The sequence below is a fragment of the Halomonas kalidii genome (genome assembly GCF_030010475.1).
GTDB classification, from domain to species: domain Bacteria; phylum Pseudomonadota; class Gammaproteobacteria; order Pseudomonadales; family Halomonadaceae; genus Halomonas; species Halomonas heilongjiangensis.
The window spans coordinates 44,942-58,472 of record NZ_JASCQN010000034.1; the positions used below are offsets into that span (position 1 = coordinate 44,942).

The 13,531-nt window shown below is 67.8% G+C and carries 16 protein-coding genes; 9 read left to right on the forward strand and 7 right to left on the reverse strand.

Annotated elements, in window-relative coordinates; translation table 11 throughout:
- Positions 1 to 132: 132 nt before the first annotated feature.
- On the reverse strand, positions 133 to 2,082 hold the full coding sequence (locus QLQ85_RS10180) for an ABC-F family ATP-binding cassette domain-containing protein (RefSeq protein WP_282738895.1): 1,950 nt from the start codon (positions 2,080 to 2,082) through the stop codon (positions 133 to 135).
- 57 nt (positions 2,083 to 2,139) lie between these two features.
- Between QLQ85_RS10180 and QLQ85_RS10185 the strand changes: the two genes are divergently transcribed.
- From QLQ85_RS10185 to QLQ85_RS10215, 7 genes are all read left to right on the forward strand, one after another.
- Entirely contained in the window at positions 2,140 to 2,673 is a 534-nt protein-coding gene (locus QLQ85_RS10185; RefSeq protein WP_282738896.1) for a TIGR02444 family protein, read from the forward strand.
- A 91-nt stretch (positions 2,674 to 2,764) separates the two neighbouring features.
- On the forward strand, positions 2,765 to 3,781 hold the full coding sequence (locus QLQ85_RS10190) for a TRAP transporter substrate-binding protein (RefSeq protein WP_282738897.1): 1,017 nt from the start codon (positions 2,765 to 2,767) through the stop codon (positions 3,779 to 3,781).
- 183 nt (positions 3,782 to 3,964) lie between these two features.
- Positions 3,965 to 4,543, forward strand: a complete 579-nt coding sequence (locus QLQ85_RS10195) for a TRAP transporter small permease (RefSeq protein WP_282738898.1) — start codon at positions 3,965 to 3,967, stop codon at positions 4,541 to 4,543.
- Positions 4,544 to 4,567: 24 nt separating this feature from the next.
- The gene (locus tag QLQ85_RS10200) at positions 4,568 to 5,851 is read left to right on the forward strand and encodes a TRAP transporter large permease (protein WP_282738899.1); all 1,284 of its coding nucleotides are present in this window, start codon (positions 4,568 to 4,570) and stop codon (positions 5,849 to 5,851) included.
- A 39-nt stretch (positions 5,852 to 5,890) separates the two neighbouring features.
- Positions 5,891 to 6,334: a universal stress protein gene (locus QLQ85_RS10205; protein ID WP_282720115.1), complete on the forward strand. Its 444-nt coding sequence runs from the start codon at positions 5,891 to 5,893 to the stop codon at positions 6,332 to 6,334.
- 127 nt (positions 6,335 to 6,461) lie between these two features.
- Positions 6,462 to 7,148: an FKBP-type peptidyl-prolyl cis-trans isomerase gene (locus QLQ85_RS10210; protein WP_282738900.1), complete on the forward strand. Its 687-nt coding sequence runs from the start codon at positions 6,462 to 6,464 to the stop codon at positions 7,146 to 7,148.
- A gap of 2 nt (positions 7,149 to 7,150) precedes the next feature.
- A complete protein-coding gene (locus QLQ85_RS10215) occupies positions 7,151 to 8,200 on the forward strand; it encodes an alpha/beta hydrolase family protein (RefSeq protein WP_282738901.1) in 1,050 nt (349 codons plus the stop codon).
- A 13-nt stretch (positions 8,201 to 8,213) separates the two neighbouring features.
- Here QLQ85_RS10215 and QLQ85_RS10220 read toward each other — a convergent pair whose 3' ends face one another.
- Both QLQ85_RS10220 and QLQ85_RS10225 read right to left on the reverse strand, forming a co-directional pair.
- Entirely contained in the window at positions 8,214 to 8,810 is a 597-nt protein-coding gene (locus QLQ85_RS10220) for an SCO family protein (RefSeq protein WP_282738902.1), read from the reverse strand.
- Entirely contained in the window at positions 8,807 to 9,319 is a 513-nt protein-coding gene (locus tag QLQ85_RS10225) for a hypothetical protein (protein WP_282738903.1), read from the reverse strand. The genes QLQ85_RS10220 and QLQ85_RS10225 overlap by 4 nt, the downstream gene beginning before the upstream one ends.
- 111 nt (positions 9,320 to 9,430) lie before the next feature.
- Here QLQ85_RS10225 and QLQ85_RS10230 point away from each other — a divergent pair, with 111 nt between their 5' ends.
- Positions 9,431 to 10,345: an AEC family transporter gene (locus QLQ85_RS10230; RefSeq protein WP_282720120.1), complete on the forward strand. Its 915-nt coding sequence runs from the start codon at positions 9,431 to 9,433 to the stop codon at positions 10,343 to 10,345.
- Between the two features lie 279 nt (positions 10,346 to 10,624).
- Here QLQ85_RS10230 and trmB read toward each other — a convergent pair whose 3' ends face one another.
- From trmB to thiS, 3 genes are read right to left on the reverse strand one after another with little or no spacing between them, the layout of a single operon-like run.
- Positions 10,625 to 11,371, reverse strand: a complete 747-nt coding sequence (gene trmB / locus QLQ85_RS10235; protein WP_282738904.1) for a tRNA (guanosine(46)-N7)-methyltransferase TrmB — start codon at positions 11,369 to 11,371, stop codon at positions 10,625 to 10,627.
- A gap of 41 nt (positions 11,372 to 11,412) precedes the next feature.
- Complete coding sequence (locus tag QLQ85_RS10240; protein ID WP_282738905.1) at positions 11,413 to 12,210, reverse strand: thiazole synthase; 798 nt, start codon at positions 12,208 to 12,210, stop codon at positions 11,413 to 11,415.
- Between the two features lie 50 nt (positions 12,211 to 12,260).
- Positions 12,261 to 12,461, reverse strand: a complete 201-nt coding sequence (gene thiS / locus QLQ85_RS10245) for a sulfur carrier protein ThiS (protein WP_102629007.1) — start codon at positions 12,459 to 12,461, stop codon at positions 12,261 to 12,263.
- Between the two features lie 118 nt (positions 12,462 to 12,579).
- Here thiS and QLQ85_RS10250 point away from each other — a divergent pair, with 118 nt between their 5' ends.
- Positions 12,580 to 12,972, forward strand: a complete 393-nt coding sequence (locus tag QLQ85_RS10250) for a DUF423 domain-containing protein (RefSeq protein WP_282738906.1) — start codon at positions 12,580 to 12,582, stop codon at positions 12,970 to 12,972.
- Here QLQ85_RS10250 and QLQ85_RS10255 read toward each other — a convergent pair.
- On the reverse strand, positions 12,948 to 13,361 hold the full coding sequence (locus QLQ85_RS10255; RefSeq protein ID WP_102629005.1) for a PaaI family thioesterase: 414 nt from the start codon (positions 13,359 to 13,361) through the stop codon (positions 12,948 to 12,950). The two genes, QLQ85_RS10250 and QLQ85_RS10255, sit on opposite strands and share 25 nt — an antisense overlap.
- Between the last annotated feature and the right edge of the window lie 170 nt (positions 13,362 to 13,531).

Below are 13,531 nucleotides of genomic sequence, written 5' to 3' on the forward strand. Positions count from 1 at the left end.
GCGGCTTGCCCGGCGACAGGCCTACGAGGAGGCGCAGTGAACCCCTCCCTGGGCGCTACATTCGCCATCCATGGCGAATGACCTCCTCTTCGGCCTATCCCCGGCGCCGCTCACTCAAGGACCAACACTTCATTATCCTGCACTTGCAGCCTGGCGCTCGGCACTTTCCAGCGCTTCCTCGGCCGCCAGCCATTCTGCCTCGAGGTCGTCCAGCCGCGACTTGAGCTGGCCCTGGCGGGCCAGGGTCTCGGTCAGCTCCTCCTTGCGGGCGGCGTCGGTATAGAGCTCGGCATCGCCCAGCGTCTCCTCCACGATGGCGAGCTCGGCCTGGACCTTCTCCATCGCCTTCTCTGTCCGGTCGCGCTCGCGCTTGAGCGGACGCAGCTGCTCGCGCAGCTCGGCGGCGGCTCGCCGGGCCGCCTTGCGATCCTCCTTCGGTTCCGCGCTCTCCGCCTGGCGCTCGACCTTGTCGTTGCGCGCCTCGCGCCGTTCGCCCTCGAGACGGGCCTTGAGCCAGGCGCGATAGTCCTCCAGGTCGCCGTCGAAGGGTTCGACGTGGTGGTCGGCGACCCGCCAGAACTCGTCCACCGTGGCGCGCAGCAGGTGGCGGTCGTGGGAGACGATGATCACCGTGCCCTCGAAGCTCGCCAGGGCCTCGGTGAGCGCCTCGCGCATCTCCAGGTCCAGGTGGTTGGTCGGCTCGTCGAGCAGCAGCAGGTTGGGCTTCTGCCAGGCCACCAGGGCCAGCGCCAGGCGCGCCTTCTCGCCACCGGAGAAGCTGCCGACCCGGGCGAAGGCATCGTCGCCCTGGAAGCCGAAGCCGCCGAGGAAGTTGCGGATCGCCTGCTCGCTCGCCTTCGGCGACAACCGCTGCACATGCATGAAGGGCGTCGAGGAGAGGTCGAGCCCCTCGAGCTGATGCTGGGCGAAGTAGCCGATGGCCAGGTGCTCGCCTGGCACCCGCTTGCCGGCGAGCAACGGCAGCTCGCCGGTGAGCGACTTGATCAGGGTCGACTTGCCGGCGCCGTTGGGGCCCAGCAGGCCGATGCGCTGGCCCGGCAGCAGGGTCAGCCTTACCTTGTCGAGCTGTACGCTTTCCTGCCCGGCCGCGTCACGGTAGCCGAGCCGCGCCTCGTCGAGCACCAGCAGCGGGTGGGAGGTCTTGTCGGCCGCCGGCAGGGTGAAGTGGAAGGGCGAGTCGGCATGGGCCACGGCGATGTCGCCCATGCGTTCGAGCATCTTCAACCGGCTCTGGGCCTGGCGCGCCTTGGTCGCCTTGGCCCGGAAGCGCGCCACGAAGCGTTCGATCTCCTCGCGGCGAGCCTGCTGTTTGGCCGCCTCGGCCTGCTGCAGCGCCAGCTTCTCGGCCCGGGTGCGCTCGAAGGTGGAGTAGTTGCCGCGGTAGAGCACGAGCCGCTGGCGGTCGAAGTGCACGATATGGTCACACACCGCGTCCAGGAAATCGCGGTCGTGGGAGATCAGCAGCAGGGTGCCCGGGTAGCGCACCAGCCATTGCTCGAGCCACAGCAGGGCATCGAGGTCCAGGTGGTTGGTGGGCTCGTCGAGCAGCAGCAGGTCGGAGGGCATGAACAGGGTACGGGCCAGGTTGACGCGCATGCGCCACCCCCCGGAGAAGTCCGCCAGCGGCCGCTCGAGATCGGCCTGGGCGAAGCCCAGCCCCACCAGCAGCTGGGCCGCCCGGGACGGGGCGCTGTAGCCATCCAGGGCCTCGATGGTGCCGTGGAGCTCGGCCTCGCGATGGGCATCGTCGTGCTCGTGGGCCATCGCCAGGGCGGCCTCGGCACGCCGCAGCTCGTGATCGCCGTCGAGCACATAGTCGACGATGGGGCGCTCCAGCGCCTCCACCTCCTGGGCCATGTGGGCGATGCGCTGGCCGCCGCTCATCTCCACCTGGCCGGCATCCGGTGTCAGCTGGCCCAGCAGCAGGCCGAACAGGCTCGACTTGCCGGCGCCGTTGGGCCCGACGATCCCCGCCTTGTGCCCCGCATGCAGGGTCAGGTCGGCCTCCTCGAACAGTCGCTGGGTGCCGCGTTGCAGGGAAACTTGGCGCAGTGCGATCATGCTGGCTCCACTCGACAGGACGTGAGACTGCCGCCGCGATACGACGGCAGCCGATGGATGACCCCCGATTCTACCGAATTGCCGCCCGCTCTGCGGGCCAGGCTCATCGCCAATCCGCTCTGGGACTTCGCCCTGACGCTCTATGCCCGGGAAGGGGTCGAGGCCGCCTGCCTGCACCTGCAGGATGACGCCGGGCTGGACGTCTGCGAACTGCTGTGGCGCTGCTGGCTGTTCCACCACGGGGTCCAGCCGACCGACACGCCCACCGGCCTGGCCGAGATCCGCCACTGGCAGCAGCAGATCACCGCGCCGCTGCGTCGGCTGCGCCGCACCCTGAAGGCCGAGGCGGCGACTCGCCCCGCTGTCGCCGACCTGCGCCGTACGCTCCAGCGGGCCGAGCTCGAGGCCGAGCGGGAGACGCTCGACCGCCTGGAGGCTCTCACCGCCGACTGCCACCCGGCACCACTTCCGTCGGCCCGTCCGGGGTTGAAAGAACATCTCGCTGGCTGCCTGCAACTACAGAAAAAATCGCATCTTTCTGCCCTGCAAAGGCTAGAAAGCTCGCTTGACCCCTCCCGGACCCCACGCTAGCCTGAAACTAACCGTGCAGGATTTTTACCTGCTCGTTACCTGGCAATATCACCCGATCTTGACCAGTCCAACCTGCGAGGGGAACACAAGAATGAAGGCAACCAAGCTGTTGACCACGGCCACTGTCGGCGCGCTGCTGTTCGGCATGTCCGCCGCGGCCCATTCCGCCGACTGGCGCTATGCCCATGAGGAATTCGAAGGTGACGTTCAGGACGTGTTTGCGCTCGCCTTCAAGGAGCATATCGAGGAAAACTCCGACCATACCGTGCAGGTCTATCGCTTCGGCGAGCTCGGCGAGTCGGATGACCTCATGGAGCAGACCCAGGCCGGCATCCTGCAGTTCGTCAACCAGTCACCGGGTTTCACCGGCGCGCTGATCCCCGAGGCGCAGATCTTCTTCATCCCCTACCTGCTGCCGACCGATGAAGCGACCGTCCTCGAGTTCTTCGACGAGAGCAAGGCCATCAACGAGATGTTCCCCGAGCTCTACGCCGAACAGGGGCTCGAACTGCTGAAGATGTATCCGGAAGGCGAGATGGTCATCACCGTCGACGAGCCGATCCGCACCCCGGAAGACCTGCGCGGCAAGAACATCCGCACCATGACCAACCCGCTGCTCGCCGCCACCTATCGGGCCTTCGGTGCCAGCCCGACGCCACTGCCCTGGGGCGAGGTCTACGGTGGCCTGCAGACCAACATCATCCAGGGCCAGGAGAACCCGATCTTCTGGATCGAATCGGGCGGCCTCTACGAGGTCTCCCCGCACCTGGTGTTCACCGGCCACGGCTGGTTCACCACCGCCATGATGGCCAACCAGGACTTCTTCGACGGCCTCTCCGAGGAAGACCAGCAGCTGGTGCGTGATGCGTCCGATGCTGCCTACGACCACACCATCGAGCACATCCAGGGCCTGTCCGAGGAGTCCCTGGCCAAGATCCAGGAGGCCTCCGACGAGGTCACCGTGACGCGCCTGACCGAGGAGGAGATCCAGGCCTTCCGTGAACGTGCCCCGCAGGTCGAGGAGGAGTTCATCGAGATGACCGGCGAACGTGGCCAGGAACTGCTCGACCAGTTCAAGGCCGACCTGGAAGCCGTGAACGGCGAGTAAGCCTCAGGGCCGCTCCGCCGCAAGCACGCCAAGGGGGCAGCCGTCCGGCTGCCCCCTTGGCGTTGAGCCCCGGCCAATCAGCGTTGAAGAGCCGGCACGGGGTCCGGCCACCCGTTGCGTACCCTTGAGAACGAGCAAGGCGACCCCCCTTCTCTCGGGGAAAACCCTCAGGAGTCTGGTCACATGACTGAAGAAGAATCCGAAAAGAACTACCGGTCGACGCTGCCCGGTCCGCTGGGGCCGATCGATACCTGGATCAGCAAGATCGAGGCGGTGATCCTGGCCATGGGGATTATCCTCATGGCGATCAATACCATCGCCAACGTCATCGGCCGCTTCGTGTTCGGCGAGAGCCTGCACTTCTCCGAGGAAGTCAACCGCATCCTGATCGTGATGGTGACCTTCGCCGGCATCGGCTATGCGGCGCGCCATGGGCGACACATCCGCATGTCGGCGATCTACGATGCCCTGCCCACCGGCGGGCGCCGCTGGCTGATGATCTTCATCTGCCTGTTCACCGCCCTGGTGATGTTCGTGCTCTGCTACTACTCGATCGGCTACATCATCACCCTCTACGGCCGCGGTCGAGTGCTGCCGTCGCTGAGCATCCCGGTATGGATCATGTACGTCTGGGTCCCGGTGGGCTTCGCCATCACCGGCATCCAGTACCTGCTGACCGCCATCAAGAACCTCACCTCCCGTGACGTCTACCTGTCGACCCATGTGGTCGATGGCTACAAGGACACGGAAACGGAAGTCTGACGCAGGGCACGCGAGGAATACCCCATGACAACCATCATCGTCTCCATCATGATCGTGCTGCTGCTGCTGGGCTTCCCGATGATGATCCCCCTGGCCACCGCGGCCTTCGTCGGTTTCTACATGACCTTCGGCGGTACCGGCCAGATGGAAACCCTGATCCAGCAGCTGATGGGCGGCATCCGCCCCACGGCGCTGATCGCCGTGCCGTTGTTCATCCTGGCCGCCGACATCATGACCCGCGGCCAGTCGGCCAACCGCCTGATCAACATGGTCATGGCCTTCGTCGGCCACGTGAAGGGCGGGCTGGCGGTCAGCACCGCGGCCTCCTGCACCCTGTTCGGTGCGGTCTCGGGCTCGACCCAGGCCACGGTGGTAGCGGTCGGCTCGCCGCTGCGGCCCCGCATGCTCAAGGCCGGCTACAAGGACCCCTTCACCCTGGCGCTGATCATCAACTCCAGCGACATCGCCTTCCTGATCCCGCCGAGCATCGGCATGATCATCTACGGGGTCATCTCCGGTACCTCCATCGGCGAGCTGTTCATCGCCGGCATCGGCCCGGGCCTGCTGATCCTGGCCATGTTCTCGGTCTACTGCGTAACCTACGCCATCGTCAAGGACGTGCCCACCGAGCCCCGTTCAAGCTGGAAGGAGAGGGCCCTGTCGGTACGCGACGCCCTCTGGCCGCTAGGTTTCCCGGTGCTGATCGTCGGCGGCATCTACGGCGGTGTCTTCAGCCCCACCGAGGCCGCGGCGGCCTGTGTGCTCTATGCGGTGCTGCTCGAGTTCGTGGTCTTCCGCTCGCTGAAGCTGCACCACATCTACACCATCGCCAAGTCGACCGGCCTGATCACTGCGGTGGTGTTCATCCTGGTGGCGGTGGGCAACGGCTTCTCGTGGATCATCTCCTTCGCCCAGATCCCGCAGACGCTCCTTGCCGCCTTCGGCATCAACGAGGCCGGGCCGATCGGCGTGCTGGTCGCCATCTCGGTGGCCTTCTTCGTCGCCTGCATGTTCGTCGACCCCATCGTGGTGATCCTGGTGCTGACGCCGATCTTCGCCCCGGCCATCGCCGCCTCCGGGCTCGATCCGGTGCTGGTGGGCGTGCTGATCACCCTGCAGGTGGCGATCGGCTCGGCGACCCCGCCCTTCGGCTGCGACATCTTCACCGCCATCGCCATCTTCAAGCGACCCTACTGGGAGGTGATCCGCGGCACGCCCCCCTTCGTCTTCATGCTGGTGCTGGCGGCCGCTCTCATCATCATCTTCCCGCAGATCGCGCTGTTCCTGCGTGACCTGGCATTCCGCTGATCCACTGTCCAGATCCACTAACCTCAGGAGAAGGTGACGATGTTCAATCGGATACTGATACCGGTGGACGGCTCGAAGGGGGCGCTGAAGGCCCTGGAGAAGGCCGTGGGGCTGCAGATGCTGACCGGCGCCGAACTCTACATCCTCTGCGTCTTCAAGCACCACAGCCTGCTGGAGGCCTCGCTCTCCATGGTCCGGCCCGACAAGCTGGACATTCCCGACGATGCCCTCAAGGAGTACGCCACCGAGATCGCCGTGCACGCCAAGGGCGAAGCCCTGGCGCTGGGGGCCGAGCCGACCAAGCTGCGCGCCTTCGTCAAGGGCGGCCGCCCTTCGCGCACCATCGTGCGCTTCGCGCGCAAGCGCGAGTGCGACCTGATCGTGATCGGCTCCCAGGGCACCAACGGCGAGAAGAGCATGCTGCTGGGCAGCGTGGCCCAGCGGGTCGCGGGCTCCGCCCACTGCCCCACGCTGGTCGTCTGACAGCTCCCGCCTCCCGGGCCGGCTTCCCGCACCGCGCCGGTCTCTGGTGCGGAACCGGCCCGGCCCTGTTACAGTCCCATGGTTTCCATGCACTGGCGCCGCGGCGCCCGGACCACAAGGCTTGCTGATGAAGAGACTGCTGACCACCGCCTCCCTGACCGCCCTCCTGGGCGCCGCCCCCCTGGCACTGGCGACACCGGAAACCGACGACGAGCGCCTCGGCTACAGCCTGGGCGTGACCCTCGGCCAGAGCATCCAGCAGGACGTCGAGGACCTGAACATCGACGCCTTCACCCAGGCCATCCGCGACGTCTTCGAAGGCGGCGAACTGGCCATGAGCGACGAGGAGATGGCCGAGGCCCTGATGCGCTTCCAGCAGGAGGCCATGGCCGCCCGCGAGGCCGAGGCCGAGCAGCTGGCCGAAGCCAACCGCGCCGACGGCGAAGCCTTCCTGGCCACCAACGCCGAGGATGAGGATGTCGAAGTCACGGAGTCCGGCCTGCAGTACAAGGTGCTGGAATCCGGCGATGGCGACTCCCCTGGCCCCGAGTCCACCGTCGAGGTGCACTACGAGGGCACCCTGATCGACGGTACCGTCTTCGACAGCTCCTACGAGCGCGGCGAGCCGGTCAGCTTCCAGGTCGGCCAGGTGATCGAGGGCTGGCAGGAGGCGTTGCAGTTGATGAGTGTCGGCGATACCTGGGAGATCGTCATCCCCGCCGAGCTGGCCTATGGCCCCCGGGGCCAGGGCCCCATCGGCCCTCACGAGACGCTGATCTTCAAGGTCGAGCTGCTCGGCGTTGACGCCGACTGACCATGAACCTCCTTGCCTCTGTCGCCGCCGGCCTCGTTCTGACAGGGCTGGCGGCCCCCCTTGCGGCCACCGAGCGGCTCCCCGAACTGCCTCGGCTGGGCATCGCCGCCGATGACGTCAGCCTGGTCGGCATCTCCTCCGGCGGCTACATGGCCACCCAGTTGGCGGTGGCCTGGCCGGAGCGCTTCGCCGGCCTCGCCGTGCTGGCCGCCGGCCCCTGGTCCTGCGCCCAGGGGGCCTTGAGTCTCGCGCTCGGGCAATGCATGACAACGCGGCTGGGCGCCCCGGAGCTGGACGAACTGGCCAACCGCCACCGCGGCTATCTGGAGGGCGGCCTGGTGGGCGACCCCCAGGCACTGGCGCGACTGCGGGTGTTCATCTGGCATGGCACCGAGGACGATACGGTGTCGCCGGCCCTGGGCCGTGCCCTGGCCGAGCAGATGCAGGGCTGGCTGGAGAGCCCCGAGGAGCAGCTCCGGCTGATCGAGAGCGAGGATGTCGGCCACGGCTGGCCCGTGGCAGCCCGAGAGGAGGCCCCCGTCGATGTCCTTGCCGGCTGCCGTGCCGGGGGCGGTACCCACCTGCTGGCCTGTGGCCTGGACATCGCCGGCGAGGCATTGGGCTGGCTGCATGGCGCACTCGACCCGCCGGCCGAAACGGCCCCCCGCGACCACCTGACGCGCTTTACCCAGGCCCCCTTCCTCGACGGCAAGGGATTCGACGAAGCGGGCTATCTGTTCGTGCCCGAGGGGTGCGAGGCCGGAGGCTGCGGGCTGACCGTCGCGCTGCACGGCTGCGCCATGGGCGCCGGACAGATCGACGACGCCTTCGTGCGCCACAGCGGGCTCAACGAGTGGGCGGCCACCAATCGTCGCGTGATCCTGTACCCCCAGGCGGATACCAGCCTGGCCAATCCACAGGGCTGCTGGGACTGGTGGGGGTTCGCCGAGAGCACCTGGCAGCTGAACCCGCTGCACGACACCCGCGAGGGCACCCAGACACGGGCCCTGATGGGCATGATCGATCGTCTGGCACAATCCCCGGAGGCGTGACTAGCACCCGGCGTCAGCCCTCCAGCTCGCTCTCCAGCGCCGAGATCAGCGCATGGGGGGCGGGCGAATAGAGCACTCGCTTCTGGATTCGCCCCTCCCGGTCGACCAGGTAGAGCGACGAGCTGTGGTCGATGGTGTACTCCATCGCCGACTCCGGCGTCTCCACGCGCCGCCAGACCACGCCGTAGCGCTCGGCGATCTCCTCGAGCTGCGCCTCACTGCCGGTGGCACCGATGAAGGCATCGCCGAAATAGTCGGTGTACTCGGCCAACCGCTCCAGGGTATCGCGCTCGGGGTCCACCGAGATCAACACCGGCACCACCCGCTCGCGGCTTTCGTCGTCGAGCTCGGCCAGCGCCTGGCGCACCACTGCCATGCTCATGGGACAGACGTCGGGGCAGTAGGTGTACCCGAAGAAGAGGATCGCCAGTTGATCGTCGTCGAGCCGGGAGAGAGAGAAGTCGCCTTGGGTCGAGGAGAGCTCCACCGGGCCGCCCTGTGCCCCGTGGCCCGTGCCACGGGCCACCTGCTGCTGGTACCAGGCATAACCGCCGAGGGCCATGATCAGCACGATCACGGCCAGCCCTGTCCAGATCCCCTGTCGCTTCATGGTGTGTGTCGCTCCACATCGAAATCGAACCAGCTCCCCAGGCTTCCCCGGGCGGTTTCCACTACCACCCGGGCCCGCCACGGCATGACCGACTCGGTACAGATCGTCACCTGACCCTCGCCGCGGAAGACGCCATCGGCTCCACGGGTGAGCGGGAAGCGATGCAGCCCCATGTCCATGTCGCGGCCGACGAACTCGACCCGCGCCGCTTCGGCCGCGAGGCCCTCGAGGGTCACGACCAGGGGCAGGGGCTCCAGCGCCCGGATCCGCCCGGCAACGTCGGCCTCGAGCGTGAGGCTTACGCCCCGATCAAGGGTCGCCGCGCAGGCGCCGACATGCAAGTCACAAGGGGCCTCGGGGGCAACCCAGCGCACCTCGCCGCCACCGCGAAGACTGTAGCTGGTCAGGTACCAGAGCGCCACGGCGATGACCCCCAGTGTCACCAGCATCAGCAGGCGCAGCAGCGGGGAACGCGAGACACCGGTTTCGATCGGGGGGCGGTGGGGCATGGCGGCGAAAGAAGCACTCCAAAGGGGGCAGGATGCGGGTAAGCTTATCAGCATTTGCCCTGAGTGGACTGTGCAAGGATGTCGCAGGGCGGCACGACGAGGGAGGCGTTCATGGAGGGAGTGGCAAGTGCGCTGGGGCCGCTGTTCCTGCTGATCCTGCTGGGAGCCGTGCTGGGTTGGACCCGACAGCCCGGTGGCGACTTCTGGCCACGGCTGGAAAGGCTGATCTACTTCCTGCTGTTTCCCGCCATGCTGATCTCGACCCTGGCCACCGCCGACGTGAGCCAGGTACCGGTCGCCCGGCTGGCGCTGGCCCTGCTCGGCGCCATGGGCCTGTTCGGCGCCCTGTTGTGGCTCGTTCGGGACCGGCTGCGGCTCGAGTCACCGGCCTTCACTTCGGCCTTCCAGGGCGCCCTGCGCTTCAACACCTATGTCGGCGTGGCCGGCGCCGCGGCGCTTCATGGCGGTGCCGGGGCCACCGTGGCCGCGGTGGCCGTGGCACTGATGGTGCCGGTGGTCAATGTGCTCTGCGTGGCCAGCTTCATCGCCGCCGGCACCCTGGGCCGCTCCAGCCTGGGCCGCAGCCTGGCCGCGCTGGTACGTAACCCGCTGATCCTCGGCTGCCTGATCGGCATCGGCCTCAACCTCAGCGGCATCGGCCTGCCCGGCTGGAGCGGCGCCACCGTGGAACTGCTTGGCCGCGCCGCCCTGCCACTGGGCCTGGTGGCGGTGGGCGTGGCACTGCGACCCGCCGCCCTGATCCGCCTGGATCGCGGTGTCTGGGCCACCAACCTGATCAAGCTGGTGCTGATGCCGACCCTGGTGCTGGGGCTCGCCCTGGTCTTGCGACTCGACCCGGTGAGCCGCGACGTGGCCCTGCTGTTCGCCGCCCTGCCCACCGCCACCTCGGCCTATATCCTGGCCCGCCAATTGGGGGGCGACGCCGAACTGATGGCGGCGCTGATCACCGGTCAGACCCTGTTGGCCATGGTGACGCTGCCCTTGTGGCTGCGGCTCGTCGGCTAGCGACAGGGCTTAAACAAAAAATATTCGCATTTGTGTTGACGAGCCAAATGAGAATGATTACCTTTGCAGGTGTGGCGTTGATGAGGCGCCACGGCCAGGGCAGGGTCCGCCAGTCTCCTGCCATGGTTTCTCCCTCTCATTGCTAGTCACGGTCTTGCCGCCACCCACCCGGGTGGCGTTTTTTTGTTCGGCGCATGTTGCCCGATCAGGCCGGCCGCGGCACTGCATGCCGGGGGGAGCAGGGCATCATTGGCATTGCCATCGCCGGTGTCGGCCTGGCTATTCGCTGCGTCGATACATCAGGTCCCAGACACCATGACCGAGGCGCTCGCCACGGGCCTCGAACTTGGTCAGCGGGCGAAACGCCGGTCGCGGCACATAGGGCGCCGTGTCCGGAGCTGCCACATTGCGATAGCCCGGCGCCGCGGCCATGACCTCGGCCATCCACTCGGCGTAGGCCTGCCAGTCGGTGGCCAGGTGGAAGATGCCACCGGGCTTTAGCCGGGTGCGCACCAGCTCGACGAAGGCGGGCTGGACGATGCGTCGCTTGTGGTGCTTCTTCTTCGGCCAGGGGTCGGGGAAGAACAGCTGCAGGGTATCGAGGCTCGCCTCCGGCAGGCACTGCTCGAGCACCGCCAGGGCATCCTCGCGGTAGACCCGAAGGTTGGTCAGGCCGCGCTTGTCGGCCTCGTCGAGCAGCTTGCCGACCCCGGGGGCATGCACCTCGATCCCGATGAAGTCGGTCTCCGGGTGGGTCTCGGCCTGCTCGACCAGCGAGGCCCCCATGCCGAAGCCGATCTCCAGCACCCGTGGCGCCCGGCGGCCGAACAGCACCTCGAGGTCCTGCCGGCCGTCCGCCAGCGTCAGGCCCAGCCGCGGCCAGACCTCCTCCAGGCCACGGGTCTGGGCCTGGGTCATCCGGCCGGCGCGCAGCACATAGCTCTTGATGCCGCGGCGGTGCAGCGGGGCGTCGGGCCCTTCCGGGCCGGTGGTCGAGACGGGCGCGTCGTGTTGCGGATCGTTCATGGAATCGAGTGGGACTCTCTGGGGCACGGGTTGCGGGTGGCTCAGCCGTTGATGCGGCCGGCGAAGGGCGAGGACGGGTCGGCGCTCTGGCGGCGCGGCATGCGCCCCGCCAGGAAGGCCTGGCGGCCGGCCTCCACCGCCTTCCTCATGGCGCTGGCCATCAGCACCGGCTGGCGGGCATGGGCGATGGCGGAGTTCATCAGCACGCCATCGCAGCCGAGCTCCATGGCCATGGCCGCGTCGGAGGCGGTGCCGATGCCGGCATCCACCAGCACCGGCACGCCGGCCTGCTCGATGATCAGGCGGATGTTGTGCGGGTTCTGGATGCCGTGACCGGAGCCGATCAGCGAGCCCAGCGGCATGATGGCACAGCAGCCGAGGCGCTCGAGCTCCCGGGCGACGATGGGGTCGTCGCTGGTGTAGACCATGACGTCGAAGCCATCGGCGATCAACGTCTCGGCGGCCGACAGGGTTTCGACCACGTTGGGATAGAGGGTCGAGTCGTCGCCCAGCACCTCGAGCTTGACCAGCTTGTGGCCGTCGAGCAGCTCCCGGGCCAGCCGGCAGGTGCGCACCGCGTCCTTGGCCGTGTAGCAGCCGGCGGTATTGGGCAGCAGGGTGAAACGCTCCGGGGGGACGGCGTCGAGCAGGTTGGGCTCACCGGCCTCCTGCCCCAGGTTGGTGCGACGCACCGCGAAGGTCACCACCTCGGCACCGCTGGCGGCGATCGCCTCGGCCGTCTCGTCGAAGTCCTTGTACTTGCCGGTACCGACCAGCAGGCGGGAGGCGAACTCGCGCCCGGCGATGCTCAGCGGCTGGTCCTGGAAAAAGTCACTCATGCTCTGCTCCTGTATACCCGTGGAATGCCCGACAGCCGGGGGCCCGGCGACTAGCCGCCGCCGATGGCGTGGACGACCTCGACCCGGTCGCCCTCGGCCAGCCGGATCTCGCCGTGCTCGCTCTTCGGCACGATCTCCTCGTTGACCTCCACGGCGATGCGCCGGCCGGCAAGTCCCAGGGACTCGACCAGCTCGGCGACCGTGAGGTCGGGCGTCAGGGTGCGCGCTTCGCCATTGAGCTGAATCCGCATGGCGTCCTCTCTTCGTGATCGGGGGATTCGCGGGGCCACCATTGTAGCGGAGTCGGGCCGGCCGGGGTACGGTAGGCAGCGATTCGCACCCATTCGCAAGAGGCCGGGAGGCTCGCCCATGCAGGACAGGGGGTGGTGGTTCGCAGGCGCGCTCTCGGGCGCCCTGGTGGTGATGGCCGGGGCCTTCGGCGCCCATGCCCTGGAAGGGCAACTCGCCCCGCGCCTGGCGGCGGCCTTCGAGACCGGGGTGCGCTACCAGGCCTGGCATACCCTGGCACTGCTGGCGGTGCTGGCCTGGCGGGCCAGCACCCCCCTGGCGGGCCAGCGTCTGGCCATGGGGCTCTGGGCGGCCGGCACCCTGCTCTTCTCGGGCTCGCTCTACGCCATGGCGCTCTCCGGGGTACGCGGCCTGGGGATGATCACCCCGCTGGGCGGCGTGCTGATGATCGCCGGCTGGCTGGCGCTTGCCGGGTGCGTGCTGCGCGCTCAGTCGCCGTCCGGCAATACATAGGTGGCGGTGACCAGGGCCACCGGCCGCTCGTCGCCGGCGGAGAAGAGCTGCACCTCCCCCACCGCCAGGCGGTTGCCCAGCTTGACGATGCTGGCGTTGGCGATGACGTCGCGGTCACCCCGCGGGCGGCGCAGGAAACGGCAGTGCAGGTCGCTGGTCACGGCCATGGGCTCCGGGCCGATCTGGGCGAGGATCGCCACGTAGAGGCAGACATCGGCCAGTCCCATCAGGGTGGGACCGGAGACGCTGGCACCGGGGCGCAGGTGCTCGTCCTCGATCGCCAGGCTCATGGTGGCCCGCATGTGGCCGACCCCCTCGATGGTCCCGGCGCGCTGGGGAAAGACCTCGTCGAGGAAGTCCTCGATGGCGGCGGCGGTCATCACGGTCATCGGCAGGCTCCTTGGCGGTGGATGGGGTGGATTGACGCTCGCGTCAACATAACCGAAAGCGCCCCGGGCAGATACTGAACTGCACCCCGAAAGTTGGACACCTAATCCAACCCTCGGGGTGTTTCTATGAGCAATCGATACGACGAGTGGTTCAAGCTGCTAGTGGTGCA